At 40.6% G+C, this 25975-nt stretch carries 26 protein-coding genes; 15 read left to right on the top strand and 11 right to left on the bottom strand.

All coding sequences use genetic code 11. The features are described from left to right. Positions 1-36: 36 nt before the first annotated feature. Positions 37-2118, bottom strand: a complete 2082-nt coding sequence (locus AN393_RS00385) for a TonB-dependent siderophore receptor (RefSeq protein ID WP_055017024.1) — start codon at positions 2116-2118, stop codon at positions 37-39. A gap of 159 nt (positions 2119-2277) precedes the next feature. Between AN393_RS00385 and AN393_RS00380 the strand changes: the two genes are divergently transcribed. The 5 genes from AN393_RS00380 to AN393_RS00360 all read left to right on the top strand — a co-directional run bounded on the left by AN393_RS00380 (position 2278) and on the right by AN393_RS00360 (position 6505). After that, entirely contained in the window at positions 2278-2901 is a 624-nt protein-coding gene (locus AN393_RS00380) for a fused MFS/spermidine synthase (RefSeq protein ID WP_055017023.1), read from the top strand. Beyond that, entirely contained in the window at positions 2894-3778 is an 885-nt protein-coding gene (locus tag AN393_RS00375) for a spermidine synthase (RefSeq protein ID WP_055017022.1), read from the top strand. Before AN393_RS00380 ends, AN393_RS00375 begins: the two co-directional genes overlap by 8 nt. A gap of 120 nt (positions 3779-3898) precedes the next feature. Further along, positions 3899-4372, top strand: coding sequence for a MarR family transcriptional regulator (locus AN393_RS00370; RefSeq protein WP_055013517.1), 474 nt, complete (start codon positions 3899-3901; stop codon positions 4370-4372). An 8-nt stretch (positions 4373-4380) separates the two neighbouring features. Next, positions 4381-5445: an HlyD family secretion protein gene (locus AN393_RS00365; protein WP_055013516.1), complete on the top strand. Its 1065-nt coding sequence runs from the start codon at positions 4381-4383 to the stop codon at positions 5443-5445. A gap of 10 nt (positions 5446-5455) precedes the next feature. Further along, the gene (locus AN393_RS00360; RefSeq protein ID WP_055013515.1) at positions 5456-6505 is read left to right on the top strand and encodes a DUF2955 domain-containing protein; all 1050 of its coding nucleotides are present in this window, start codon (positions 5456-5458) and stop codon (positions 6503-6505) included. A gap of 78 nt (positions 6506-6583) precedes the next feature. Here AN393_RS00360 and arfB read toward each other — a convergent pair whose 3' ends face one another. Further along, complete coding sequence (gene arfB / locus AN393_RS00355) at positions 6584-6997, bottom strand: alternative ribosome rescue aminoacyl-tRNA hydrolase ArfB (protein ID WP_055013514.1); 414 nt, start codon at positions 6995-6997, stop codon at positions 6584-6586. Between the two features lie 193 nt (positions 6998-7190). Here arfB and AN393_RS00345 point away from each other — a divergent pair, with 193 nt between their 5' ends. Next, entirely contained in the window at positions 7191-7763 is a 573-nt protein-coding gene (locus AN393_RS00345; RefSeq protein WP_055017021.1) for a hypothetical protein, read from the top strand. A 271-nt stretch (positions 7764-8034) separates the two neighbouring features. Here AN393_RS00345 and AN393_RS00340 read toward each other — a convergent pair whose 3' ends face one another. Together AN393_RS00340 and AN393_RS00335 are read right to left on the bottom strand one after the other, a co-directional pair. Beyond that, positions 8035-8619 carry a uracil-DNA glycosylase family protein gene (locus AN393_RS00340; protein WP_055017020.1) on the bottom strand — a complete coding sequence of 195 codons (585 nt, stop codon included), beginning with the start codon at positions 8617-8619 and terminating at the stop codon, positions 8035-8037. Between the two features lie 150 nt (positions 8620-8769). Further along, positions 8770-9126, bottom strand: a complete 357-nt coding sequence (locus AN393_RS00335) for a VOC family protein (protein WP_055017019.1) — start codon at positions 9124-9126, stop codon at positions 8770-8772. A gap of 224 nt (positions 9127-9350) precedes the next feature. On the opposite strand from AN393_RS00335, the gene AN393_RS00330 reads away from it, so the two are divergent. From AN393_RS00330 to AN393_RS00320, 3 genes are read left to right on the top strand one after another with little or no spacing between them, the layout of a single operon-like run. Further along, positions 9351-9689, top strand: coding sequence for a hypothetical protein (locus AN393_RS00330; protein WP_055013498.1), 339 nt, complete (start codon positions 9351-9353; stop codon positions 9687-9689). Continuing rightward, on the top strand, positions 9686-11281 hold the full coding sequence (locus tag AN393_RS00325) for a PepSY domain-containing protein (RefSeq protein ID WP_055017018.1): 1596 nt from the start codon (positions 9686-9688) through the stop codon (positions 11279-11281). Before AN393_RS00330 ends, AN393_RS00325 begins: the two co-directional genes overlap by 4 nt. After that, positions 11278-11619 carry a DUF3325 domain-containing protein gene (locus tag AN393_RS00320; protein ID WP_055017017.1) on the top strand — a complete coding sequence of 114 codons (342 nt, stop codon included), beginning with the start codon at positions 11278-11280 and terminating at the stop codon, positions 11617-11619. Before AN393_RS00325 ends, AN393_RS00320 begins: the two co-directional genes overlap by 4 nt. Before the next feature lie 236 nt (positions 11620-11855). On the opposite strand, the gene AN393_RS00315 is transcribed toward AN393_RS00320, so the two are convergent. Further along, entirely contained in the window at positions 11856-12377 is a 522-nt protein-coding gene (locus AN393_RS00315; RefSeq protein ID WP_055017016.1) for a lipocalin family protein, read from the bottom strand. A 120-nt stretch (positions 12378-12497) separates the two neighbouring features. Between AN393_RS00315 and AN393_RS00310 the strand changes: the two genes are divergently transcribed. The 4 genes from AN393_RS00310 to AN393_RS00295 are packed head-to-tail and all read left to right on the top strand — an operon-like array spanning position 12498 to position 15412. Then, on the top strand, positions 12498-12953 hold the full coding sequence (locus tag AN393_RS00310) for a YaiI/YqxD family protein (RefSeq protein WP_055017015.1): 456 nt from the start codon (positions 12498-12500) through the stop codon (positions 12951-12953). Position 12954: 1 nt separating this feature from the next. Beyond that, positions 12955-13497 (top strand): DUF6942 family protein, encoded by a 543-nt coding sequence (locus AN393_RS00305; RefSeq protein WP_055017014.1) that lies wholly within the window; start codon positions 12955-12957, stop codon positions 13495-13497. An 18-nt stretch (positions 13498-13515) separates the two neighbouring features. Next, positions 13516-13908 carry an ACT domain-containing protein gene (locus tag AN393_RS00300; protein WP_055017013.1) on the top strand — a complete coding sequence of 131 codons (393 nt, stop codon included), beginning with the start codon at positions 13516-13518 and terminating at the stop codon, positions 13906-13908. Positions 13909-13945: 37 nt separating this feature from the next. Next, a complete protein-coding gene (locus AN393_RS00295) occupies positions 13946-15412 on the top strand; it encodes a P-loop NTPase fold protein (protein ID WP_055017012.1) in 1467 nt (488 codons plus the stop codon). Between the two features lie 144 nt (positions 15413-15556). On the opposite strand, the gene AN393_RS00290 is transcribed toward AN393_RS00295, so the two are convergent. The 6 genes from AN393_RS00290 to AN393_RS00265 all read right to left on the bottom strand — a co-directional run bounded on the left by AN393_RS00290 (position 15557) and on the right by AN393_RS00265 (position 22412). Beyond that, on the bottom strand, positions 15557-15988 hold the full coding sequence (locus tag AN393_RS00290) for a hypothetical protein (protein WP_055017011.1): 432 nt from the start codon (positions 15986-15988) through the stop codon (positions 15557-15559). A gap of 166 nt (positions 15989-16154) precedes the next feature. After that, positions 16155-16811 (bottom strand): class I SAM-dependent methyltransferase, encoded by a 657-nt coding sequence (locus AN393_RS00285; protein ID WP_055013491.1) that lies wholly within the window; start codon positions 16809-16811, stop codon positions 16155-16157. Between the two features lie 20 nt (positions 16812-16831). Continuing rightward, on the bottom strand, positions 16832-20482 hold the full coding sequence (locus AN393_RS00280; protein ID WP_055017010.1) for an SbcC/MukB-like Walker B domain-containing protein: 3651 nt from the start codon (positions 20480-20482) through the stop codon (positions 16832-16834). Beyond that, positions 20479-21726, bottom strand: coding sequence for an exonuclease SbcCD subunit D C-terminal domain-containing protein (locus tag AN393_RS00275; RefSeq protein ID WP_055017009.1), 1248 nt, complete (start codon positions 21724-21726; stop codon positions 20479-20481). The genes AN393_RS00280 and AN393_RS00275 overlap by 4 nt, the downstream gene beginning before the upstream one ends. A gap of 77 nt (positions 21727-21803) precedes the next feature. Continuing rightward, positions 21804-22040 carry a hypothetical protein gene (locus AN393_RS00270; protein WP_004588266.1) on the bottom strand — a complete coding sequence of 79 codons (237 nt, stop codon included), beginning with the start codon at positions 22038-22040 and terminating at the stop codon, positions 21804-21806. A gap of 135 nt (positions 22041-22175) precedes the next feature. Continuing rightward, a complete protein-coding gene (locus AN393_RS00265) occupies positions 22176-22412 on the bottom strand; it encodes a hypothetical protein (protein WP_055013488.1) in 237 nt (78 codons plus the stop codon). Between the two features lie 381 nt (positions 22413-22793). Here AN393_RS00265 and AN393_RS00260 point away from each other — a divergent pair, with 381 nt between their 5' ends. Both AN393_RS00260 and AN393_RS00255 read left to right on the top strand, forming a co-directional pair. After that, positions 22794-25226, top strand: coding sequence for a M1 family metallopeptidase (locus tag AN393_RS00260; protein ID WP_055017008.1), 2433 nt, complete (start codon positions 22794-22796; stop codon positions 25224-25226). Further along, positions 25226-25717, top strand: a complete 492-nt coding sequence (locus AN393_RS00255) for a DUF6702 family protein (protein ID WP_055013486.1) — start codon at positions 25226-25228, stop codon at positions 25715-25717. The genes AN393_RS00260 and AN393_RS00255 overlap by 1 nt, the downstream gene beginning before the upstream one ends. Positions 25718-25975: the final 258 nt, after the last annotated feature.

The following is a 25975-nucleotide window of genomic DNA, read 5'->3' as shown; positions in this document are numbered from 1 at the left end:
AGACGCTTTAGGATGAAAACTTTAATTTGCTAGCTATTAAAAATTATACGCTAACGACATTTTAAATTGAGTTGGCGCACCTGGGTAAACCCATAAAGCGTTGTAGCTGCTTTCGGCGTAATCTTCATCAAAAATGTTATTAACACTGATACTAAGCTCGGTTTGCTCGGTTAAGTTTACGTTGCCAAACACGCCTACTAATTGGTAGCTTGGTAGCCTAAAACTTAAATCGGCGGCATCACCTAAACGGCTACTTGTGTATTGGTAACTTGCGCCAAACTCTAGCTCTTTGCCCATTAATGCTGTTTGATGGCTAAGCGTAAGGTTTAGGTTATTTTTTGGCACATTAACCAGCGGGCTGCCTTTTTCAATTGGTACGCCCCAATCGGCATTAATAATGTCGTTTGCTGTGGTGGCATCTATATAGGCGTACGATAAGTTAAACGCGGTTGCATCAGTAATATAGGTGTTTAAATCAAGCTCAAACCCTTTGCTATCGGCTTTACCAATAGGGGCTGAAAAACCAACGTTTACAGGGTCTGCCACTAACATATTACTTTTAGACGCGTCAAAAATAGCCACAGTACCGTTTACGCCTAGGTACTCAAACTTAGCGCCAACTTCAAACGAGTCGCTGTATTCAAAGCCAAACGGGTCGCCGCTTGCATCAGTGCCACTCAGTGGTAAAAAGCCTTCTGAGTAACTACTGTATAACGTTAATGCATTACTTAGCTCGTATACTACGCCAACGCGCGGGCTTACTTGGCTTTCAGAGCTGGTTGAAAACACGCCGCTGTTGGTTTCTAAAATGTCTTGGTCAACGCTGTCAAACCTTAGGCCAACTAATAGCTTAAATTTGTCGGTAATATCCATTTGGTCTTGAACATAAATACCGTATGCGTTTTGCTCTTCGTCGTTTTCGTAAAGCAAGCTAACTGCTGGGCGTTCAACATCGTAGTTTGGCTCAAAAATATCAACAGTATAGGTACCATTACCGCCACGGTAGCGTGAAAGCGCTGTACGTAAATCGTATTTATATGCATCGGCACCTATTAATAAGTGGTGCGTAATGCCTGCTGTATCTACACTGCCGCTAACTTCAAATTTAACGCTTGTGTCTTCTACTTCGTAGTCGCGATAGCGCTGTTGGCGAGTAAGTGTGCGGCCATCGTCAAATAACGATTGGCGCGACGGCGAAAGCTCAGCATCCGACGAAAACCCCGTTAATGTAGAGCTGCGATAGTTTGCACCTATAACAAGTGACCATTCGTCGTTAATGTCATGATTTAATGTAATTTGATGACCGCGCGAATACACCTGCGTGTCGCCATCGTTTGGATTACCTAAATAGCGCGAGTTTGGTACGGTGTTAAAATCGTTATTAAGAACAACAACGCCACGGTCAAATAGCTGGGCTAAATCTACGTATTCAAACTCATAAGTCACACTGGTCGATGCGTTTATTTGATGATAAACAGACGGCGTAATCACCTTTTTATTGGTGTACACCTCATCGCGGTAGCTGTCGCTATCTTGCCACGCGCCATTAATTCTAAACGCAGTGGTATCGTTAATGCCGCTTGTGTAATCGCCTTCAATACGGTTAAAGCTGTCGTTGCCTAAGCTTAGTTTTAGCTCACCTTGAGAATCAAACTGTGGCTTTTTAGTCACAATATTAACAGTACCGCCGGGCTCTGAGCGTCCATAAAGTGCTGAACCCGGGCCTTTTAAAACCTCTATATATTCAATGTTGGATACATCACGCGGGCCGCTAAAACCACGCCCACCGCTAAAGCCATTAATTAAATAGCCCGATGGCATGTTTTCGTTACCCGAAAGGCCACGAATAGAAAAGCTATCCCATAATGCACCGCTGTTATTTTTGCGAGAAATACTCGCCGAAAAATCAAGCGCGTCTTGTAATTCAGTAATGCCTTTTTGATCAAGCGCAGCACTGCTAACACTTACAATAGATTGCGGCATTTGCTTTTGAGGAATGTCGCCACGGTATGCTTGTTTATAAGTAACCGATATTTTTTCAATTTCGTCGGTTTGCGCTTGTGCAAGTGTTTGCGCACTAATGCCCAAACAGGCTAAGTAAATTAAAGAGTACTTCATGATGATAATAGAGAATAAACAAATGTGATATTATAACGATAAGTTTAGCATGTGTTACTTTATAACAAAAAGACTTTTTTGAATTTAAAAATTGCATTAGCAGCTTTGTATACATCACGTTAGTATGGTGTTCTATTTAGGTTACATAACGATAATTTTATGAGCATAAAAACAAACGCATTAATTTACTTTTTAGCCTTTTGCAGTGGTTTTTGCATTATGGGTATTGAGCTTTTAGGTGGGCGCATATTAGCGCCTTTTTTTGGCAGTAGTGTGCATATTTGGGGCAGTATAATTACCGTATTTATGCTTAGCCTTTCTTTTGGTTATTTACTGGGTGGTAAGCTCAGTACTAAAAATGCATCGCTTACAAAGTATGGTTTAATATTTTTAACCGCCAGTATTATGGTGGTGCCTATTGCGCTGTTTTCGCAACCAATAATGGAATTTATTTTTACCCACATTGAAGACACACGCTATGGTTCATTGCTTGCCTCTACAGCTTTATTTTTTGTTCCAACGGTAATTTTAGGCATGATCTCGCCTTACTCGGTGCGTTTGTTAGTTACCGATAGCGAAAAAAGCGGACAAGTGGCGGGTATTTTATATTTTGTAAGCACGCTAGGTAGTGCTCTTGGCACTATTATTACCTCGTTTTACTTTGTACTGGCGTTTGATGTAAATACTATAATTAGCGCGTTTGCTTCTACGCTTGGTTTACTTGGCGTACTAGCTATAGCTATTAATAGCTTGGCAGGTAATAAGGAGTTGGCTCATGCTTAAATATTTGCTCTTAGTTGTCAGTGTGTTCTCAACCGCGGCGCTAAGCAATGTAATACACGAGGAGCGCTCTTTATATCGCAATATTATTGTTGATGAAACTCGTGACTTACGCTGCTTAAAATTTAATACAAAAAGTAGCCAAACCAGCCAAAGCTGCATGTATAAAAACGACCCCGACAAACTGGTTTTTAACTACACCAAGCTTACTTTTGCCAGTTTGTTAGTAACCGAAAATCCCAAAAACGTGCTTATTATAGGACTAGGTGGCGGGACACTTTCTAATGTTATTCATGAGCTTTACCCTGCGGCTAAAATTCATAATGTTGAAATAGACCCAGCCGTTTTAAAAGTAGCCCGCGATTATTTTAATTTTATAGAATCCGACAACGTTACATCAAGCGTCCAAGACGGCCGTATATTTATTAAACGCGCCGCTATTAAAAAGCAAAAGTACGACTGGATTATTCTTGATGCATTCAATGGCGACTACATTCCAGAGCATTTGCTTACTAAAGAGTTTTTTGAAGAAGTTAAAAGCGTGCTGGCCGAAGGCGGTGTTATTGCAGCTAATACGTTTTCGAGCAGCAAGTTATACGTGCACGAGTCGGCAACGTACCATAGCGTATTTGGTGACTTTATAAACGTAAGCCGCCCTAACCGCTCTAACCGTATTATTTTAGCAGGCGTTAAAACTATGCCAACCCAGGCGCAACTTAACAAGCGTATTAAAGCCCTTGCGCCACGTTTAAAAAAATACGATGTAGATATAAAAGCAATAAGCACCTATATGCAAAGCACCAAAAACAACCAAAACTGGCCTGCTAATACCAAAATACTGACCGACCAATACTCCCCTGCTAACCTTCTTAATTTTTAAACGTACAGAATTTACTTAGCCCCAGTTTTGGGGCTGTTTTATTTTGAAAAATACCTCGCATTTACTTAGCACGCTAACTAATGTTAAAATGCTTAGCATGCTAACTAATTTGGAGTGGTGATGACGACTCAAAAACCTTTTCACGAAACGCTCGATTTAACCTTAATTGGTAATATGGGCCGGGTTCATAGGCTATGCCGCGAAGCAGTTACCATCGCAGTAGAGCCCTTAGGACTTACGCAATCACGTTGGACCGCCCTCATGCATATTGATATGCATGGCGAAGGATTAACACAACTTGAGCTTGCTAATAGCTTAGGGATAGAAATGCCCTCTCTTACCCGCACATTAAAACAATTAGAAGAGCAGCAATTAATTACCCGTAAAGTAGATGAGCACGATAAACGCAGTAAAAAGATTTACTTTACTAATAAAGGCGGCTCTGTTTTACAGTCGCTAAACAAAAAGCTCGTTGATATTAAAAGCCAGCTTTACAGCGGTTTAAGCACTGAGCAGCTCGACGCACTCGCGCGAGGCATAGTTGAAATAGAAAAAAACGCACTAAACTGTATTCAAAACCAAGTTAAAGGGTAAAGCACGTAATGACCCCGGATCAAAAATTTACACGTTATGTAAGGCTCTCATTAGGGGCTTTTGTAATTGTATTTATTTATTATTTAATGGCCGACATGTTCATGCCGGTAACACCACAGGCACGGGTTTATCACCCTGTTGTGCAAATAGCACCGCAAATAAGTGGCCGTGTAACTAACGTATTAGTAGCTAATAACCAAACTGTAAAAGCGGGCGATGTACTATTTGAAATAGACCCAAAACCGTATAAATTAGCACTAGAGCAAGCACAGCTCGCCCTCGACGACGCCAAATTACAAAACAAACGCCTAGATACCAACGTAAAAGCACTTGAGGCGCAAATTTCGGCGGCCAAAGCAAAGCTACACGAACAGCAATTACTCAATAATCGTGGCGAAGCATTATATAAGCAACGCTCTATTTCTGAGCAAGAGCTTGAAAGCATTAAAGCTAACTTTGAAGCAAGTAAATCAAATGTCGCCTCATTAGAAGCGCAATTGGCCGAGGCTGTACTTGCCCGTGGCGAAAGCGGTGCGCAAAATTTAGCGCTTCGCCACGCTGCAAACCAATTAGCACAGGCTGAGCTTAACTTATCCTACACCCAAGTACGTGCGCTAAGTGCGGGTGTGGTGTCTAACTTACAACTTCTTGACGGCGCATATGCTGTAACCGGTAGCCCGCTATTAGCTATTGTGGCAAACAAAGCCGACCTAGTTGCCGATTTTAGAGAAAAATCATTACTCAATATGAAGCCTGGCAGCCAAGCACGAGTGGTATTTGATAGCCGCCCAGGTGAGGTTTACAACGCGTATATAAGCACATTTGAGGCAGGTGTTAGCGATGGGCAACTCAACGCCAATGGCGCGCTAAGTAGCACCGAAACCAGTAATCGTTGGGTACGCGATGCACAGCGTCAGCGTATTCATTTAGTGATGCCAAATAACGCCAAATTAATTGCAAATATGCCAAGTGGCGCACGTGCTACTGTACAACTATTGCCAGAGTCAACAATTGGGCAGTGGTTAGCATCGGCGCAAATTAGGTTTATTAGCTGGTTACACTACATTTATTGATGGAGGGAGTATGACTCAAGCAGTTAGCCAAGCACCTCAATTAGACTCAAATGGGTTACGCCAAGCGCTACGCATAGCCGGCGGTTGCACCTTAGGGTTTACTATCAGTAAGTTAATGAACTGGCCATACGGTATATTTTTTACTGTTTACCCTATGTTGCTACTCGGTTTAGTGCCTGTGTTAAATAAACACATTGTGCGCCAGTTTTTAGCCAGTGCCGCCATTAGTATTCCTATGGTGTTAATTATGCAGGGCTTGTTTTCGCATTTACCTGTTTTAATGACCATTATTGTATTTTTAGCGTTTTGCTTTTTGTTTTATCAAATGAGCTCAGGTGCGGCTTTTTTATTTGGCGCATTAGGTGTGGTGGGGTTATCTATTCAGTTGCATTTTTCAAGCTATGTAACCGGTACAAGTAGTGTTTACCCACTTATTTTAAGTAATGGTTTGGCAACCCTACTCTCTACGGCTATCGCTTTTGCTATGCACGGTATTTTTCCTGATGTAACCGCGCGTGCCGTGAGAGCGGTACCTGCAAAGGCAAAAGAGAGTATTCGCCATGAGGTACTACTGTGCGCTACGGTCGCTACGCTTTCGTTTGTAGTATTTCAGGTGCTTGATTTGCAAGATTCAATATCGGCGCAGGCATCTTCGGTGCTTATATTGTTTTCTTTGTGCTGGAAAGCCGCAGGTATGGCAGGTTGGCAGCGTGCTGTTGGCACTTTGATTGGCTGTAATGCGGCGTTGTTAGCGCAAGTGTTATTATATAACCACACCGATTTTTTATTGTTTCCGGTACTTATACTATGGACGCTTTCGTTTGTGTTTAGCCGCTTTCATATTATAGGTGGCGGCGCTCCGGGCATAGGGTTTGGCGTACTAACTACCTTTGGTATTTTGTTTGGCAACTCTCTTGGCCCAGGGCAAGATTTAGTTTACAGCGCGCTGTATCGCTTTAGCTCTGTAGCAGTGGCTATTGTGGCAAGCTTATGTGCAGTTTACATAATGCATCATATATTAAACCGTTTTAGTGCAACTCGTCATCATACCTACGAATAACCCACTGACGCCTATGGCTAAATAAAAGCTGTAGGCGTAATTTTCAATGTTGTGAGCTATATATTTTTAAACTTAGAATTAAAACTTAATGCTGCCGCGCAGGGCTTTGGTTTGCCCGTGCTTGGTTTTTTTATCCATGCGTTTTCGCTGAGAGCTGCGGCTTGGTTTGGTTGCACGGCGGGCTTTATTTACTTTAGTTGCACTTAAAATTAAATCTTTTAAACGCTTTAGTGCATCTTCCCGGTTTAGCTCTTGGGTGCGAAAGCTTTGAGCTTTAATTACCACTACGCCCTCTTTGGTGATTCGAGAGTCGTTTAGCTTTAATAGTCGTTCTTTGTAAAAATCGGGTAACTTTGAGCGGTTAATATCAAAGCGCAAATGAATGGCACTGGCTACTTTGTTAACGTTTTGGCCACCGGCACCTTGCGAACGAATAGCAGTTAGCTCTAGTTCCCATTCATCTATAGTGACAGTATTTGAAATAGTTAACATTACGTTCAGCTCTTATCGACAAAAATGCAGTATAACATTAGTAGCTATATTTGTGCTGAATCAGCTTAAGTTACAGCACTTTAAAGTATTTATACTACTTTATAACCTAAATACACCTGTTACTTTAGTTATGTATTGGCAAGCGCTTACATTTAGTTTTAAATAGCGTTGAATAAATAATAGGAAAAGCCCCATGAAAAAAATACTTGTATCTCTTAGCTTATTAGCAATGAGTTTTTCAAGCCTTGCAGAAGATATTAGCGAAGGCCAATTACAAAGCTACATGAAAGCACTACCGGCTGTTTCTAGCTGGGCTAGTAGCCAAGATTCGTTAAAAAACCTTGATTTAGCAAGCATGCTAGGTGGCTCTGCCGAGCAAAGTGTTGAAGAGCAAAGCTCGCTTGCTAATAGCGCATTAAGCATAATTAAAGAACAAGGCTTATATAAAAGCTTTGCCGATATTACTAACCGTTACGGTTTTTCGCCTGAAGAATTAGTTTCTGTGGGTTCAGAAGTATCTATGGCTTACATCGAAAACCTTAAATCGGGCCTTTCAGCTGAAAACCAAGAAACAGCAAATAAAGTAATGGGTGGCCTACAAAGCCTTAAAAGTGCCAAAAGCAGTGATGCTAGCTCACTAATGGGTGCGTTTGGTAAAGCTTCAAGCGCGGCCGAAGAATCTACTGACCCACTAGTAAGCGAAAACAACCTTGAGCTTGTGGGCGATTACATGCCACAGCTGCAAAAGATATTTGCACTACTATAATTTTACAAATAACCTAAACTGAGGTTAAGTAAACACTTACACAAAAGGTGGTATTTACCACCTTTTTTAATGCCCAAATTTTAAATAATTACGACGTTTATTCAGTGTACCGAGTGGCGCTATGTGTAAAGTCTAGCGCAGGGGTACCCTACCCTTAGCCAGTTTGGCACAAAGCTGTTGGCTTTTTCATAATAAGTTTCTTTTTAACATGTGCTGTTTGTATAAACAGCACATGTAAAGCTCCTTTACAAGCACATAACCGTATGATTTATTATGTTTTATTTAATATTGCAGCAACGCGTTCAGCAAGTTCAGGCAGTACATCTTTTGCAAACCATGGGTTCTTTTTAAGCCAAATATTATTGCGTGGGCTTGGGTGCGGTAGCACCAAATGCGCCGGCCAATACTCACGCCATGATTTTACTAACTCGGTTAAAGGTTTGTTTTTGGTGTGGGGTAAATGGTACGCCTGCGCATATTTACCAAGCACTATTGTCAGTTCTAAATTTGGCAGAGCATCCAGTAATTGCGCTCTCCATGCGGGCGCGCATTCTTTGCGTGGAGGTAAGTCGCCCGACTTACCTTTACCAGGGTAACAAAAGCCCATAGGTAAAATAGCTATTTTTTGGGCATCGTAAAACTCTTCAGCACTGAGCCCTAGCCATTCTCGCAGGCGGTTTCCGCTGGCATCATTAAAAGGTTTGCCAGTTTCGTGTACTTTTACACCTGGTGCTTGGCCGGCAATTAAAATACGCGCATTGGCATTAAACTGTATGACGGGGCGAGCACCTAATGGTAAATGAGGTTCACAGATCACGCATTTACTAACTTGCTCTATTAAATTAAGTGAATCCATATAAATTTGGCCTCAAGCGCTTAAATTTTGTTCTAAATGGCTGCTTGTTTTTAATGAGTTGGTAAAAAATCGGTTTATTTTACTCAGATTAGTTATAAGTTGGTAAAATCGTGATCTCATTTAAAAATTACAACTAATCAATTGATATTTTTATTGTTTTTCTGACCATACGGCAAATTCGTTACCGCTTGGCTCGGTAAAATGAAACCGGCAACCACCGGGGAACTCAAAAATAGGTTTTATTATTTTACCGCCATGCAACGTTACTTTTTTATAGGTTGCGTGAATGTCGTTACTGTAAAACACCAGCAGGGCGGCCCCATGTTGTGTAAGTGATTTAAGCGGTGCTTTAAAAAAGCCACCATCCAAGCCTTGGCCGCTAAACGCCGTATATTCTGGGCCATAGTCGGTAAATTGCCAGTTAAACACGTTAGTAAAAAAGCTTTTTGTGGCTGTTAAATCGCACGCGGGAAACTCTACATAATTTAGTTTTTCGTGGTTGCTCATTTTAAATTTACTCTTTGGCTTGTCAGTACTGCTCCACTGTAAACCTTCGTTATTAGCTAAGCAATATAGCTAAACCGCTTGAGATCATTATTTTACTAACATGCTAAGGGTTGTTATTCAATTATCTAAAATATACAAATGAGAATCGCTATCTTTTGTATTTGTAAGCTTTATAATAACGCCTTATTTTTTATCCTCGTATTCGAATAAGGGATTTGTTAACTATGCAAGCACCTTTGCACATTGCACCTTTTACAAAAAATAGACTAGCTGGGCTTTTTAAAGCCGCGCAAAGCTATAGAGTGTTAGTGTTTTTGCGTTTTTTTATTGCCATTTTTGGGGGGTATGCGTTTACTTCAGCATGTATTTCATTATTAAGTGTAGTGCTACCAATTCCTAAGCAAGATGCCGTATTGCTGTGCGTGTCTATCAGTATTTTAATTTATGCTTTGGTGTTTATTTATGCGTTTGCGATTAAGTCATTAAAAACTGTATGGATCAGTATTTTACTAAGTAGTGGCTTTTTTGTTGTTGTATTGGCATTACTTAAGGGTTGGCTATGAAAGAAAGTTTTTTTAGGTCGATGACCTGGCTACATACGTGGGTTGGTTTACTTACGTGCTGGATTATTTACACAATATTTTTTGCAGGCACGGTTAGCTTTTTTAGAGACGAAATAAATCTCTGGAATCAACCTGCTATACACAATGTGCAAGCCCAAACCGATAGGGTGGCCGCGCAAAGGCAGCAAATTATTAAGGGCTTTGATTACTTAAATCAGCACGCTGCAAATTCCCCAAGTTGGCGTATTACCTTGCCCGAAGAGCGTATACCGTATTTAGTATATGGTTATGCAAAACCTAAAGAGCCAGGGCAGCGACGCAGCCAATTTGTAAATACCCAATTAAACCCAAACACCATGCAAGCACTAGCACCTTTTGTAGAAACTAAAGGGGGTAACTTTTTTTACCGATTGCATTATCAGCTTTACTATTTAGATGCCATAACCGGGCGCTGGGTCGTGTGTTTTGCCAGCTTTTTTATGTTGCTGGCAATAATTTCGGGCGTGGTTATTCACAAGCGAATATTTAAAGATATGTTTACGTTTAGGCGTAATAAAGGAGTGCGTAGCTGGTTAGATGCGCACAACTTAAGCTCGGTACTGGCTTTACCGTTTCATTTAATGATTACCTATACAGGCATTATTACCCTTATATTTATGTTGTTTCCTTACCCTGTTTTAACCAATTACGACAATGGTATAAGAGGCTTTTTTAACGAGGTAAGCCCCAACAACAATGTGACTAATAAAGCGCAAGGTAGCGCAGATATGCTCTCTATAAACACTATTTTGGATCAAGTTTATACTAAGTGGCCAGATGCAGACATTACGCGTGTTCAGGTTAGTAAACCTAATATGGCGGCTTCAACAGTAACAGTACTGGTGAGTCCGAAAAAGGCCCTTCGCGATCAAGCACCGCGGCTTTTATTTAGTGGCGCTACAGGAGAGTTAGTAGCGCAAACGGATGACGAGCTTAGCAATAGTAAAGCACTTTACGAGTCACTTAACTCTATGCATACAGGGCGCTTTGCTACGCCTTTATTGCGCTGGTTATACGTGCTTGGCGGCATTGCAGGCTGCGTGATGATTGCCTCTGGCTGTATAATGTGGGCTAAACGTATACGCGAGCGTAACAAAGGCAAAGCCTCGTTTGGTTTACAACTGGTAGAAGGGTTAAACCTTGCCACCATAATGGGCTTACCACTGGCCACTTGCGCCTTTTTTATTGCCAATAGATTGCTTAGTCCAACCCTCGCTGAGCGCGCTGATAAAGAAGTAGCTGCGTTCTTTTTAGCGTGGTGTGTAGTTGCCGTTATGGCTCTTTTAAAGCGAGATAGGCAGCAATGGCGTGTAATGGCAAGTATAAATGCATTAGCGTGTTTAAGTGTACCCGCCATAAATGCGCTTACTACGCAGGGCAATATAGTGAGCTACTTACTAAATAAACAATGGGCCTTGTTTATTTTCGATGCGTTATTTTTACTATTTAGCATACTGTTTTTAGTACAAACCGAAAAATTACGTACTGCTTCTAGTGCATCTAAAAAAACAGCAAATAGCTCAACCAATCATAAAAGGAGGCAAAAGGCATGATTGACTTACTTAGCTTTAGCCTCTGCTTACTGGCTTTTAATGGTTTTGCCTTAGCAAAACCAGCGCATTTTAAAACGGTATTTAAAACGCGCCCCTCTGAGCAGCAAAGTAATTTGCTGCTAATTGTTGCTTGGATCAGTATTTTACTAAGTTTAGTGTTTTGTGTAGTTGCCCAGCAGGGATACGGCGCTTTACTTTTTTGCGGCTTCATGAGTCTAAGTGTATTAATTATAATGCTTTTTTATAATTTTATAGACTCATTAGTAAAGCCATTTAGCGTCTTAAATATGCTATTGGTTGGCGTATCAGGGTTATTAATAGCAGTAAACGCACTTTAGTTAGTAAAAACCTGATCCAAAAAAGGCTGTTAATTTTAGGCAAAAAATGGCAAGCTATAAAGCTTGCCAACAATAGGGGGATGTTCAGTATGTCCAACACTTGCATGTCTCGTTGCAAGTGCAGCTAATATAGCCCTAACATATTTAACTTACCTTACAGTGAAATGAAGGTTTTATTACAGCTGTAACAATCACATTCACAGTAACTGTAAAGCCCCTTTACAAAGCTATGGTGTTTACTGCTCAACCCAAATAATTTGCTCTGTAGCAAAACCAAGTTGTTTAGCTTTCGCTATAAAATGCTGTTTTAGCTCATTACTCACCGTTGGCGTGCGAGATAAAAACCATAAATAGTCGCGGTTATAACTAGTAATAAACGCGTATTGGTAGTCGTTTTGGTCGAGCTCAAAAATCACATAAGCGCCATAAAATGGGCCAAAAAATGATACTTTAAAATGGCCCGTATCACTACCTTCTACAAATTTTGCTAAACCCTGCGCTTCATCCCATTTTTGCTCTTTAGTGATAAACCCTCTGTTGAGCACCTTTACTGTTCCATCATCGTTTACTGTGTAAGTTGCGGTTACTTGTTCCATGCCCTCCTCAAATGAGTGATTGAGGCGGGCAATTTCGTACCACTTACCTTTGTATTGCTCTAGGTCAAAGTTTTTAACTGGCGTAATACCCTCTGGTGCACTTGTGCAGGCGGTGAGTAAAAATAACCCTGTAATGAGTAAAATAGTCGTAATGGCCTTCATGAAAGCTCCTTTTTAAAAGTGATAGTGTTTGTACGGCGCTAAGCCAATAAAGTTTGCTAGCCGATTAAAATAAATTGCTATAGGATCAGCTAAATACTAGAGCAATTAAAAGATTACAGCATGAAAATATGGGTAGATGCCGACGCGTGCCCCGTGGTTATAAAAGAAATTCTTTTTAGAGCCGCTGAACGTACGCAAACACCAACCATTTTAGTAGCTAACCATGCAATGCGCATTCCGCCTTCAAAGTTTATAAGCCGCGTACAAGTTTCAAGCGGGTTTGATGTAGCCGATAACGAAATAGTAAAACGCGTAGAAAAAGGTGATTTAGTTATTACAGGCGACATCCCTCTTGCCAGCGAAGTGATTGATAACGGCGCCCAAGCACTCAATCCGCGTGGTGAGCTCTACACGCTAGAGAATATTCGCTCGTTATTAAACGTACGCGACTTTATGGATACTATGCGCTCAAGCGGCGTTGAAATGAGTGGCGGACCACCACCGCTTAGCCAAACCGACCGCCAAAACTTTGCCAATAACCTTGACCGTATTTTAGCGCAAAAAAAGGCGAGTTAGTGTGAGTGAGCAACTAATAGGCTTAGGTGAGCAAGCCTTTAGCGTAGCCGTGTATATTGCTAAAGCGCCGCCCATGCCCTACTTTCAAACACTACAAAGTGTTGAGCCTGTAATAAACGAGCAAATAAATACCATAAATCAGCACTGTGGAAATGGTTGGCGCAAGGTGTTTAACGTATACGCCAAAGTATTATTTGCGCTACCGAGCGAGCATTACAGCTTTGCTAAACAAGCCGATAGTTGGCAAGCGTATCGCGATACATTTTTACTGCAAAAAAACAGTAAAACAGCATTGTTATTTAGTGCCCCCATTATTAACGGCACCAATAAAAACCAGCTGCATATTATTGCAGGTCGTACGCATGCTAAAAACTTACTACAGCAAGGTAAGCTTAATGCGCAATTTAATTGGCTTGATGATGAGTTTGCAATTGATACAACGAATAACATTATCGTGTGCCCGTACTTTGATTACCGGCAGTTAAGTAATATTAAAATAGCCCGATTAAGCGAGTTAGTTGCTCAACTAAAAATGGCTAAATAAACATTGTAAGGAACAACCATGGCGGGAATTTTAGAACTAAACACTTTGCTTAAAACAATGAACCCTGAGCTTAAACAAGGTGAATACATATTTTGCTGTTTAGCAGGCAGCCTTGCCGACTACGTTCATTTAAACCCGCTTGCCAGCTACGTTGAAGATGAAGGCCTAACCCTTATTTTAAATGCTAACACCGCCGATAAAGCCGGTATTACTTACGAGGGTAAATATAATTTAATTACCCTAAATGTGCATTCAAGCCTTGAGGCTGTTGGGTTAACTGCTGCGGTATCGGCCAAATTAACCGAGTATAATATTAGCGCTAACGTAGTGGCTGCGTTTTATCACGACCATATTTTTGTACAAACCGATAAAGCGCAGGCCGCGATGAAAGCACTTGGTGAGATTGGTTAGGTTTAAAAATACTATTTAAAAATATACGGAAGAATATATGGATATTTCAAACTACGCTAGCAAGTTTAATCAATGGAAAGACACGTATAATTGGGATACATGTAAAACAAATAGAAAAGAATTTGGACAATTTATTGCTCAGTTTCTTACATCAGAGAGTCGCGTAGTTAACCTTAATGGTATTTATGGCTCTGGTAAAACAGAGTTTATTCGCCGCTTGTATATAGAGTTAGCAAGACGTAAACATCCAGTTGTTTACATTGATGTTTGGGAAAGTGACTTTTCAAATAATCCTCTTGCTGTTATCTGTAGTGAATTACTTCAGCAAATTGAGTATGTTTTTAAGGAAAAGGGTCTCAACGGGAGAGCTAGCGACATCGGAAAAGCAAAAAACATATTTAATAAGTTGAAGAGTAAGTTAGGTACATGCTTGAAGTACGCTGAGCCAGCGACAGCTTTTACGGGTGATCCCTCACTAATTTCAGGGGTGAAGGCTATCTCTAAAGTTGTGGAGGTTACTCCAGACTTAAACGACTCTTCGCAACTTCAGAAATATACTGAAGAAGTGCAAAAAAACCATATTAGTACTATTCAAGCTGTTAAAGAAATTAAAGAATATATTACTTATTTATCTGAGCTCATTGAGATCATTTATGAGTTGAATATTCCAATAGTTATTTTGATCGACGAACTTGATAGGTGTCGCCCAAATTATGCGGTTGAAGTTTTAGAGGTTATTAAGCACTTTTTTGAAACTAAGGGGTGTACTTTTTTAGTTGCTACAAATACAGAAGTACTTGAGCACTCGGTTAAGTCAATATACGGGATTGATTTTGACGCTCAGCTCTACCTACGCCGTTTTTTTGATCAAAAAATCACTTTACCTCAGGTATCTATATTGAAATATTTAGCTTCGAAGAATTTAAATTTTGATAAATATAAGGATAAAAATATACTTCTTTATCCTTTTATTGATGATCAGTTGCTCAATCTGAGCATGTTTGCGAATTTATTCGAAAGTAACAAAATAGAGTTAAGAGGTATTGAGCAAATTTTAGATCGATTTTTCATGAGTTTGAATTATGTGGTAAGCCAACAAAAATCGTCAGAAACTATAATAAACACAGTTGTACTTATACTAGGGCTAATAGAGCAGCATTTAGGAAAAATAGAGCAAGTCGAAAGAAAAAATTCAGGAAAAGCTGTATTCTCAGTTGCGATTTCAGGTTCTATTAAAAATTTAATTCAGGATATGTTTAATTGCGTAACGATTACTAAGGCTTTAAAGTGTCACTCTACTGGCGGCAGAACTAGTACATTTGTTAGTCCTCAGACTATCCTCAATATTCAATCGAATAACTTTTCAAAAGTGGAGTCAATAAATCAACAGAACTTAGAATCGGTAATTGGAAAGGCGATAAGCTACTATGAAAATGATAGTTCCAATTATTGGATGTGGGAAGATTATCAGAGAATAATACAGTTGGCTGGGCACATTGAATAGTAAAAACCCCTTTAGTGATTAGAGCAATAGGGGGGATGTTATTAATTAGTATGAAAGCTTTAGCGCTTCTAGATTAACCCGCTAGTTAATAGCTTTTTAGCTGAAAGTCAAAGCCGATATTGCAGTATCGGCTTTTGGTATTAATTAGTTTTGATTGCAAAAGTGGTGTGCTACAGGCTCAATTTTTACTGTATCGCCTGCATTTACTACCACGCATTGCGTATTTTTATCGAGTTTATGCTTTTGAATAACAGTAAACGCCCCTTCGTTAGCAGCGTATAAGTTATATTGATAGGCATCATCGCCCCCTTCAAACAGTGCGGTAAATAATCCTCCCACTAAGCCGCCAATGATGGCTCCGCCGAGCATTTCTTCAGTGTTACCACCTAAGCTGTCTACAAAGCCAACCCCGGCGCCTGCCGCTATGCCTGTGCCTACTTCAGATGACAGCGTTACGGGTTGTATTGATTCTACCGATGCGTAGTAGCGCTTAACTATTTGGTTTTGATTGTTTCTATCTACCCCCTGTGATGCACAGCCAGAGAGTAGTAATACCGCAATAAGATACTTTTTCATGTTGAAGCCCTTTAAATATTTAATAGGGAGATAGTAAGCGTGTGAGCATAAAATATATGTGAGGAGTTTGTTTGTAGCTGTCAGGAAATGTAAGGATGTGTATAAAATAAAACACCGAGTACGCATACTCGGTGTTTTGGGATTACATTAGGTAAATTTTATATTATTAAACAACGTACCCGCTAAAACCAAGTGCTTTAAAATAAAGCTTAGGAATGCCGTATTTACACTCGTTAAGTAACTCGCTAAAGCGCATTCTATCAAGTGGGTAAAATTCACTCTCTAAGTTTTGAGCTGTGTAGGCTTGCCCTGCATCACTTAAGCCTAAATTGGCACACACAGTAATTTGCGCTTCACGTTCAAAGTCGGTTTCGGGTTTCATTAAATCGCTAATAAATAGGTTTGCGCCTTTATTTAAATTAGCTTTAATGTTTTTAAGTAGCTGCTTTTTGCTGCCGTCGTCTTCTAGAAAGTGCAGGACGAGTAGGCATAGCGCCGCATCGGCCTTAGTAGAAAGTTTATCGAGCTCGCCTTCAATAACCTTAACACGCTCTGTTATGCCATGCTGTTCAAATGCTTGTTTAGCAATAGCAAGCATATCACCTGAGGTATCTTGTGCGGTAAATTGCCAAGTTGGGTTAAGCGCTGCGAGGGCGAGTATTTCTTTACCTGTGCCAGCCCCTACCACTAAAATATGTGCGTTATCGTTAAGAGTTGCTTTAAGCTGTGCATTGGTAAGTTGGTGTAATAACTCATATCCTGGTACTAAACGGGTAATGCGATTGTCGTAATGCGTTGCTTGCTCGCCTTTAAATGTTGGCATTTTTAACTCCTTTAATCAGCTTATAAAACTTCAACAGTGGAGTATCCACCACTTTTTTTACTTACATGTACTTGCGTAGCTACGCGTTCACTCATTTCACTCACATGCGATATAACCCCTACTTTGCGGCCTTGTGCTTGTAATGAGTCGAGTGCGTCCATAGCAACGCTGAGTGTTTCGCTATCTAACGTACCAAACCCTTCGTCAATAAACAAAGAGTTGATTTGGACTTTGTTTGATGAAAGCGATGCAAGTCCCAATGCCAGTGCCAAAGATACTAAAAATGATTCCCCCCCAGAGAGCGTATTAACCGAGCGCTGTTCGTCGGCCATGTCGCGGTCAATAATGGCTATATCGAGCGATTGCGCAATAGCTGTAAGCTCATAGCGTTTATTAAGGGTTTTTAAATGGCTATTAGCATAATGCAGCAATATTTTAAGGGTTTGTGTTTGCGCTAAATTGCGCATGGTTTTACCGGTTGCATCCCCTAATACTTTATTAAGCACGTGCCACTGCTCTACCTGTTTTTTAAGAGTAGTAAGTTCAGCATGTCTGCTCTTAAGTGCTTTGGCGTTTTGATTGTGTTGCTCAAGCGCGGTATTAGTGCCAAGCAAACTATTTTGTAGTTCAGTTTGCTGGTTAGCTAAAAACGTTTCTTGCTCTGCTAATTGGCTTTCGTTTTTGTCTGGCTTGTTAGTATTTTGGTGATCTGTTTGCGCTTTTTGTTGTTGTTTAAGCGCTGCATTTGCGTCTGTAAGTGCTGTTAAACGCTGCTCAAACTGCATCAACTGCGCTTTTATTTGCTCACTAGTAAGCGTTAGTAAAATAGCGATCTGTTCGTGGTTTACCTCGCTATACTGCGCTTTAAAGTCGCTAAACCAAGCATTGTAGCGCTCTTCAAGTGTGCTTTGTTCTTGAATTTGTTCTGCCAATCGCTGCTCAACGTTTTTAAGTGTTATAGCGTGCTCATCGCGTTTTTTAATGGCGTTGTCGTGAGCTTGTTGGCTTGTATGTAACTCCTTTTGGCATTGCTCAAGCTGCGCATTAAGGTTTGCTTGGTAATCATCGGCGCTTAATGGCTCGTTGTTAAATAAAGCAAGGCGCGCAGTGTGCGTGGTGTTTTGCAGTTGTTGTGCTTTGGCTATGTCGTCTTTTAACACTTTAAGTGCCTGCTCACTTTTAGCCATTAACGGAGTGAGTTGCTGTAATTGCTGTTCAGCGCTGTCTATTTGTTTTTGACTTTGTTCAAGTTGAATTTGTGTTTGCTGGTACTGCTCAACCTGCTGGCTTAAATCGCCCATATTAAGCGTGTTATTTTGCAATTGTTGCCAAAAGTCACTGTGCTCAAACTGCGCGTTTAGGGTACTAGTAAGCTCGTTAATTTGCGCACTTAACTCTGCATGCTTTGTGTTTATTTGCTCAAGCTTATTGGTTAATTCAACATGCTGATTATGCAATTGCTGTTGTGTGTGTTGCTCAGTTTTTAAGTTGTTTATTAGTTGGTTTACTTTTTCTTGCAGGGCTGTTTGCTGTTTTTGCGACTCAAAATAGTGCGACTTTTGACTGCTTAGCTGGGCATGGGTGTCATCAAGCTGCTGTGCTGTTAACTCGTTAAGCTCTGTACGTGCCCCTTGCATTGTCGTTTTAATCTCTAGCTGCTTTGCCTGTGCGCTTTGTATGGCTTGGCTATGCTGGGCATGCTCAGTGATAAGTACCGCATGTTGAGTTTGGTGCTGATGCAGCTTAGCTTGGGCGCTATCGTGTTGCTCTTTAGCTTGGTTATAACTTGTTTCAAAGTCGGCTATTAGGTTATTTAATTGCGGGTTTTGGCTGTTGGCATACGGGTGCTCTTTTGCACCGCACACAACACAGGGCTCGTTAGGGGTAAGCTGCGTGCGTAAATGCTCTACGTTTTCGCTGGCACGCAGGCGAGCTTGGTTTAATGCATATTCACTGTGTTTAAGTGCTTGCTCGCACGAGGCTAGGCTTTGTTGCAATGATGTTTGCGTTTGCTCACTGTGTAAAAGCTTCGCGGCCACCGCGGCTTGTTGCTGTGTACTGGTTTTTATTTCTTGATTAAGCTGCTGATAGCGCAAGCGCTGATCTTTTAAATATTCAATATTTTTAAGCGTGCTATCGCACTGCTCAATATTAAATTGGTGTTGTTGCTCAGTTAGCTGACTTAAGTTTTTCTGTTCACATGCTAGTTGCTGCTCTTGCAATTCTACTTTTTTAGTTTGATCTGCTAGCAGCGTCGCTTGTTTAGCTTGTTCTGCTAACAGCTGTTTGTTTTGAGAAGCGGCGGCTTTTAGTTGCTCATTGGCACTTAAATACGTATTAAAGCTATGTTGGTAATAATTCCAATCAGTGGCTAATGGTTTTAACTGCGCGTGCTCGTTTAACCATGTTTGATGCCCTGTGTGGAGTTTTTTTGTCTCATCAAGTGCATTTTTGCTTTGCGTATACTGCGTTTGTAATTCGCTAAGTTGCTGCTGCTCTTTTTCGCTTTGCTGAGTCAGGCTTGTGATTGTTTGTGTATGTATAGCAAGTTGGCTATCTAGCTCACGAGCTTTAGCAATAATAGGCTCTGCCGTTTGCTTTTGCTGCGTGGCAGTTTGCAGTGCAGTTTGGTGTGTTTTTAATTTTTCGGCTTGTTCACTTATAAGCGTTGCATGGTCAATCGCTTTTAAATCGCTTATTTGCGTACTCAGTGCCTTGTTTTGCGTCGTTAAGTATTCATGACGTTTGCGATTGTCTTTTATTTCGAGGGCGCTTTGGGCTTGTTTTGCTTGCTCACTTTGCTTTGCTATTGCATCAAGCTGTTGTTGTGCGTGCTGTTGCTGCTCTACTGCGTGTTCAAGTGCCTGCGATAAGCGAGCTGCTTGCTTGTACCAATTTAAGTCTTGCTCTGTGGCCGCATGCGTTTTTTTAGTCTGCTCAATTTTTTCAAGTAACTCATCACGCAGGGTTTGTTTAGCAGTTAATTCGTCATCGCTTAGCAAGGTGTAGCTTGCAAGGCTTGCATTAAGTAATTCATATTGATCTTTTAGCGCTTTATTGCGCTCAAAAATACGTTTACCAATTAAGCTAAATTTATCGGTGCCGGTTAAACACTCTAAAAGTTGTGCGCGTTCATCGCCTGTGGCTTTTAAAAAGGCGGCAAATTCGTGCTGTGCTAATAAAACCGCACGGGAGAACTGATCAAAGCTCAGCCCTATTTTGTTCTCTATTGTTTTTATAGTTTGGCTTTTATCGGCTATCAGGGTTTCATCGGGCAAGGTCACTAACGTATGCTCAGCTACTTTTAGTTTGCCTGTTGCCTTTTTGTGGGTACGTTGTATTGAATAACGTGCACGGTAAAGCGCTTTGTCTTGCCCTACAAAATCTACTTCGGCAAAACCTTCCCACTTGCCTCTGCGCAGTAAGTTACGCGCATCGTTTAATTTTATACTGTCGCCATTAAAATCTATTAAGTTGCCTTTATCACCTTTTAAGCGTGCAGTTTTGGTATAAAGCGCTAAACAAATAGCGTCTAAAAAGGTACTTTTACCTGCACCGGTGTCGCCGGTTATTGCAAATAAACCAGCGTCTTTTAGTGGAGCTTGGGTAAAGTCGATTTCGGCGTCAACTATTGAGGCTAAGTTATGTATGCGTACTGCGGTTATTTTCATAGTTGTGCTTGCTCCGTCAGCTCACTTATTACATCGTTTAAAAGCGTTTTCAGCTCATCCGGTACAGTTTGGCCGGCCATGTCTTTGTCGTTTGCAAAGGCTTGTTCTAATAAGTTTAATGGGTTGAGCATTTCAATTTCGCTTAAATCTTCAAACACGGCGCTGTTATCGCTTGTTGTGGTTTGTTCTCGCACCCGTTCGATGCCACAAAATTTTATGTGTTTACCCTCAAGAGCTTGCTCTATTTGCTCTCTAAAGGTGGTGTCGGTATCACTTGATTTAAGCTTTACGCGTAAATAAGGGGCAATCGTATGTTGTGATGTATCGAGTGCTTTAATTTGCTCGCATAGCTCGCTTAATGGCACACACTCTCCCTCTGGTAGCATAATCACCTCAGCAGAGCGTGGAATGTAAAGGGGGTTTACAGATATGCTAATAGATTGTTTTTCATCATTTTTAAATTCGACGACATTAACTTGGTGTGTGTACTTACGTTCCGAAAACGACATAGGAATAGGCGTACCGCTGTAACGTATAACGTCTTTTTTAGCAACTTGCTGCGCTTTGTGTAAGTGACCTAGGGCTACGTAGTCTGCTTGACTGCCAAATACATTAGCCGAAATAGACTCCTCCCCACCAATTACTAAATTACGTTCTGAATCACTTGAAATGTCACCGCCTTTGGCGTGTAAATGCCCCATTACAATTAACGGCGAATTTTGTGTATTAATGCTATAGGCGTGTTCAAGGGCAAGCTTATAGGCTTTTTCAACGCCTTGTGAGTAACTAGGGCCGTTTTTAGTGTGGCTAAGTGAACTTATATCGCTGGTACGTAAAAAAGGCATAGCGACGATTACAGCGCGTTTATTTTGCGTATTTATTTCGATTACTGTGTTGGCTGGGTTGGTTATATCAAAGCGCCCAACCACATGGGTGTCAAACTGAGCAAGCAATGGCTGCGCCGCTAATATACGATTTGCTGAGTCGTGATTGCCGGCAATAATAACAACATGCAGTTGTGGGCAACGCTTTTTAGCATCTTTTATAAATTGGTAGAGCTGGTTTTCGGCGCTGGCACTCGGTGTGGCTGTATGGTAAATGTCGCCCGCAACTAAAAGTATATCTATGTGTTGCTCTACGAGGGTGCTAAGTAGCCAAGTAAAAAATGCAGCGTGCTCATCACGGCGGTCATGTTCATAAAATTGTTGGCCTAGGTGCCAATCAGAGGTGTGGAGAACTTTCATATCGCGCTCTTAAAAAACCATAAGAGCGCCAATATACCCAAGGCAAGTAAAGATGCAAGCCTCGGGAGGGCTTTAGTTTAGGTAAAACTATATATTGCAATAATAATGACAGGAAGCGCTAACAAAGCCATGCCTAGCGGCATTTTTAAACTTTTAGTTTGCTTTGCTTGCAATGCTTTTATGGCATTTGTTTCGTTACAGGCGGCTACTTTATCAATATAAAAATAACCTGAGTCTAGATACTGCTTACAACTTTGCTGATTTGCTGGAATGGCTATTAGCTCTTGTTGTTTTTTTAGGATATAAAAATCCATACACCCACCACATTGCTTACCGGTAATAAGTACATATTTGAGAATAATCGTAACGATTTTATTATGCTCAAATAAAAAAAGTGGGCGATTTTAAATATAAAATGCACTAAATATCAACCTTAAATTTCACTATTTTTAATTTATCGTATAAATAGTTAATATTAGTGAAAATACGGCAATATTTGCGCCAATTATTAGCCATGTTTTACTGTGTTTTTGTTCAGTATAAAGGCGCTTGAGCGCATCTTGTTTGTTGCATGCCGACACCACATTCACATACGAATATTGGTTTGACTCGTAGCGTTCTAGTAAGTCTTTATCAGCAGGGATCGCTTCGAGCTGATGATCTTTTTTTACAATGTAAAATTTCATATCGGGCTCCTTAAGTTAAAATGTGCTGATTATTTACATTGAGCCTAAACGCATTAAAACCCTGTAAACAGCGCTCACGCTATAAATTTAAGTTCAACTTAAACAACATATTTTTACACCTTAATTTAATCCTAAGCTAATGGCATGAATTAGGCCTGAACCCTCATAAATACAGTGCTTGTACCTTAATTTATACATGCGCTTTCGGTGCAAGGTGTAAACCCCCTTTACAGTTTTAAAAGCGGCTTAATTTACTGATTGAAAAAGCATGTTAAAACAACGTGAATATTACCGTGTTTAATAGGCGGTTGGTCGCTAATTAATTGAACAAAAATAGTAACTTTGTCAAAGTACGCTCACAAAATCCCACTAGGACTCATAATGAAAAAAACAGTTCTTACGCTTAGCGCTCTTGTGTTGCCTTTGGCAATGTCGAGTGCTGTGCTTGCATCATCTGTTGAGCAAACTAAAGGCTCATTTGTTGATAAGTTTCGTCAATTAGACGAAGCGCTTCCTACCCCCAATGTTTATCGTAGTGCTGCAGGTGAGCCTGGCGAAAAATATTGGCAGCAACGTGTTAATTACGACATAGACGTAAAGCTTGACGAAAAAAAGCGCCGTTTAACAGCAAGTCAAAGCATTGAGTATAAAAATAACTCGCCGCATACACTTAAATATTTGTGGTTACAGTTAGATCAAAATATTTTTAAAAGCGACTCAATTGCCGAAACCACAAAAACCTTTAAAAGCACGCTAAATAGTTTACCTGCACAAAAGCCTGCTAAATTAAGCTTAGGTGAGCTGCGCCGTCAGCAATTTATGAGCGACAACGAACTTGGCTACACAATTAGCAATGTAAAAGACGACAATGGCGATGAGCTGCGCGTTACTGTGGTTGATACGCTAATGCGCATTGATTTAAACGAGCCGCTAAAACCAGGCAAAGAAGTTGAGTTTAGTATGAACTTTGCTTTTAACATTGTTGAAGAAGATGCTGTAGGTGCACGTTCTGGTTACGAGCATTTTGAAGAAGATGGCAACGATATATTTTTACTTGCGCAGTGGTTTCCGCGTTTAGCTGCTTACACTGATTACGAAGCATGGACTAACAAGCCGTTTTTAGGTCGTGGAGAGTTTACCCTTGAGTTTGGTGACTACGATGTAGAAATTACTGTGCCTGCTGATCATATTGTATCAGCAACGGGTAAGTTAGATAACGCAAGTAAAGTACTTACGCGTACACAGCGTAACCGCTTAGAAAAAGCCGAAACGGCTAAGCGCCCAGTGTTTATCGTGACAGAAGAAGAAGCACTCGAAAACGAAAAACAAGGCACTGATAAAACAAAAACGTGGCACTTTAAAGCAGAAAATGTACGTGATTTTGCTTGGGCGTCGTCACGTAAATTTATGTGGGATGCAAAGGGCTATCAGCAAGGTGGTGATGAACAACCTTTAGTGATGGCTATGTCGTTTTACCCTAAAGAAGGTGGCGATTTATGGAAAAAGTATTCAACTGAATCTGTAGTGCACACCATGGAGGTGTATTCTCGCTATTCATTTGACTACCCTTACCCGGTAGCGCAATCGGTTAATGGCCCAGTCGGCGGCATGGAATACCCAATGATCACCTTTAATGGCCCTCGTACTGAGCTGCAAGATGATGGTACGCGTACTTATTCTCAAGCTGAAAAACGCTTTTTAATAGGCGTGGTTATACACGAAGTGGGTCATATTTATTTCCCTATGATTGTAAACTCTGATGAGCGCCAATGGACTTGGATGGATGAAGGCTTAAATAGCTTTTTAGATGGCGTTGCTGGGCGTGAATGGGACCCAACTATACCGTGGGGTGTTGAGCCGCGCGATATTGTAAGCTACATGAAATCGCAAAACCAAGTACCAATTATGACACAGTCAGACAGCGTATTACGTTTAGGCCCTAATGCTTATACTAAACCGGCTGCAGCACTTAATATTTTACGTGAAGTTATTTTAGGTCGTGACTTATTCGACTTTGCTTTTAAAGAGTACGCACAGCGCTGGAAGTACAAACGCCCTACCCCAGCTGATTTTTTCCGTACCATGGAAGAAGCATCAGGGGTTGATTTAGATTGGTTTTGGCGTGGTTGGTTTTACAGCACCGACCATGTAGATATCTCGTTAGATAAAGTGTATCAATTACGTTTAGATACCAAAAACCCAGATATTGATTTTAAACGCTTACGCGATATAGAAGCCGACAAACCAACATCACTATTTGTTAAGCGCAACCGTGAAGAAGGTAAAAAAACGTGGGTTGAAAATAATCCAGATATTACCGACTTTTACGACGAGAACGACCGCTTTACTGTTACCAATAAAGAGCGTAATGCGTACAATAAGTTTTTAAAAGGCTTAGAGCCGTGGGAGCGTAAAACGCTAGACCGTGCGCTTGAAGAAGACAAAAATTACTATGTAATGGAGTTTTCGAACCTCGGTGGTTTAGTAATGCCTATTTTATTAGAGCTAACGTATGAAGATGGCACTAAAGAGGATCGTTACATTCCAGCCGAAATTTGGCGCCGTAACCACAAAAATGTACAAAAGCTTATTGTGACAGATAAAAATAAGCCGTTAGTATCGGTAACCGTTGACCCACGCTGGGAAACAGCTGATGTAGATGTTGAAAACAACAACTACCCTCGTCGTATTATTCCTTCACGCATCGAAGTGTATAAAAAGGAAAAGAGTAAAGCGAAAGTGAGTCGAGATATTATGCAAGACATTAAAACTGAGCTTAAAAAAGACGACAAAAAAGGTGAGGAGCAACAATAATGCGCTTTTTGCTTATTATTGTTTGCCTTTTAGTTGCTGCGCCAAGTTTGGCGCATCAGCTAAAGTCATCGGTTACTACAGTGCTTTTTAATAAGCGTACCCATAATATTGAGCTCATGCATCGCTTTTATCTTCATGATACTGAGCATGCGGTAGCGCATTTATTTGATGGAAAAGCCGATATCATTAGTAATAAAGCAGACCAACAACGTTTTGTAGACTACGTTGAGTCGCATGTTGCACTGCAAACCTTAAAAGGCGAGCCATTAACGCTTAGCCAAGTAGGTGCGCAAATTGATGGAAAGTTTTTTTGGGTGTACCAAGAAGCGCCTATTCCTAAAGGGATTAAAGGTATAAAAATGAGTAACGGAGCACTGCGTGATCTATGGCCTTCACAAGTAAACATGGTAAACGTAGAAGGTAGAGGCAAGATTAAAACCCTTCATTTTACCCAAAATGATACTTGGCTTGAGGCTAAGTTCGAACAATAAATGCTTCCCCAACCTACGCGCACTGCAGTAAATGTGCGCGTATTCTTCTTTTATTTATGCTGTGTTCATTTTTGATCTGTTACTAATAGATGTTCGTAGAATTTTAGTAATAAACTGCTGTTTGCAAAGCTAAGTATTAGATAAGCGATTACTTTTCTAATAATTTGTTTGATAAACATTTGCTAAATTATTCTCATGAAGTAGAGTCATTATGTTTACGCATGTTGTATTGATTTTTACCCCATTCAAGGAATGATA

Source organism: Pseudoalteromonas sp. P1-25, assembly GCF_001401805.1.
In the GTDB taxonomy this organism is placed as follows: Bacteria; Pseudomonadota; Gammaproteobacteria; order Enterobacterales; family Alteromonadaceae; genus Pseudoalteromonas.
The sequence above is the reverse complement of the archived record's forward strand: the minus strand, read 5'-3'. Positions and strand labels throughout refer to the sequence as shown.

Excerpts from the sequence above, each read along its gene's own strand:
- AN393_RS00295 (WP_055017012.1), top strand. The coding sequence starts at position 13,946 with ATGGATATTTCAAACTACGCTAGCAAGTTTAATCAATGGAAAGACACG.
- AN393_RS00370 (WP_055013517.1), top strand. The coding sequence starts at position 3,899 with ATGACGACTCAAAAACCTTTTCACGAAACGCTCGATTTAACCTTAATT.
- AN393_RS00360 (WP_055013515.1), top strand. The coding sequence starts at position 5,456 with ATGACTCAAGCAGTTAGCCAAGCACCTCAATTAGACTCAAATGGGTTA.
- AN393_RS00260 (WP_055017008.1), top strand. The coding sequence starts at position 22,794 with ATGAAAAAAACAGTTCTTACGCTTAGCGCTCTTGTGTTGCCTTTGGCA.
- AN393_RS00280 (WP_055017010.1), bottom strand. The coding sequence starts at position 20,482 with ATGAAAATAACCGCAGTACGCATACATAACTTAGCCTCAATAGTTGAC.
- AN393_RS00365 (WP_055013516.1), top strand. The coding sequence starts at position 4,381 with ATGACCCCGGATCAAAAATTTACACGTTATGTAAGGCTCTCATTAGGG.
- AN393_RS00320 (WP_055017017.1), top strand. The coding sequence starts at position 11,278 with ATGATTGACTTACTTAGCTTTAGCCTCTGCTTACTGGCTTTTAATGGT.
- AN393_RS00290 (WP_055017011.1), bottom strand. The coding sequence starts at position 15,988 with ATGAAAAAGTATCTTATTGCGGTATTACTACTCTCTGGCTGTGCATCA.
- AN393_RS00270 (WP_004588266.1), bottom strand. The coding sequence starts at position 22,040 with ATGGATTTTTATATCCTAAAAAAACAACAAGAGCTAATAGCCATTCCA.
- AN393_RS00325 (WP_055017018.1), top strand. The coding sequence starts at position 9,686 with ATGAAAGAAAGTTTTTTTAGGTCGATGACCTGGCTACATACGTGGGTT.
- AN393_RS00275 (WP_055017009.1), bottom strand. The coding sequence starts at position 21,726 with ATGAAAGTTCTCCACACCTCTGATTGGCACCTAGGCCAACAATTTTAT.
- AN393_RS00385 (WP_055017024.1), bottom strand. The coding sequence starts at position 2,118 with ATGAAGTACTCTTTAATTTACTTAGCCTGTTTGGGCATTAGTGCGCAA.
- AN393_RS00375 (WP_055017022.1), top strand. The coding sequence starts at position 2,894 with ATGCTTAAATATTTGCTCTTAGTTGTCAGTGTGTTCTCAACCGCGGCG.
- AN393_RS00330 (WP_055013498.1), top strand. The coding sequence starts at position 9,351 with ATGCAAGCACCTTTGCACATTGCACCTTTTACAAAAAATAGACTAGCT.
- AN393_RS00300 (WP_055017013.1), top strand. The coding sequence starts at position 13,516 with ATGGCGGGAATTTTAGAACTAAACACTTTGCTTAAAACAATGAACCCT.
- AN393_RS00310 (WP_055017015.1), top strand. The coding sequence starts at position 12,498 with ATGAAAATATGGGTAGATGCCGACGCGTGCCCCGTGGTTATAAAAGAA.
- AN393_RS00315 (WP_055017016.1), bottom strand. The coding sequence starts at position 12,377 with ATGAAGGCCATTACGACTATTTTACTCATTACAGGGTTATTTTTACTC.
- AN393_RS00265 (WP_055013488.1), bottom strand. The coding sequence starts at position 22,412 with ATGAAATTTTACATTGTAAAAAAAGATCATCAGCTCGAAGCGATCCCT.
- AN393_RS00345 (WP_055017021.1), top strand. The coding sequence starts at position 7,191 with ATGAAAAAAATACTTGTATCTCTTAGCTTATTAGCAATGAGTTTTTCA.
- AN393_RS00335 (WP_055017019.1), bottom strand. The coding sequence starts at position 9,126 with ATGAGCAACCACGAAAAACTAAATTATGTAGAGTTTCCCGCGTGCGAT.
- AN393_RS00380 (WP_055017023.1), top strand. The coding sequence starts at position 2,278 with ATGAGCATAAAAACAAACGCATTAATTTACTTTTTAGCCTTTTGCAGT.
- AN393_RS00285 (WP_055013491.1), bottom strand. The coding sequence starts at position 16,811 with ATGCCAACATTTAAAGGCGAGCAAGCAACGCATTACGACAATCGCATT.
- AN393_RS00255 (WP_055013486.1), top strand. The coding sequence starts at position 25,226 with ATGCGCTTTTTGCTTATTATTGTTTGCCTTTTAGTTGCTGCGCCAAGT.
- AN393_RS00340 (WP_055017020.1), bottom strand. The coding sequence starts at position 8,619 with ATGGATTCACTTAATTTAATAGAGCAAGTTAGTAAATGCGTGATCTGT.
- arfB (WP_055013514.1), bottom strand. The coding sequence starts at position 6,997 with ATGTTAACTATTTCAAATACTGTCACTATAGATGAATGGGAACTAGAG.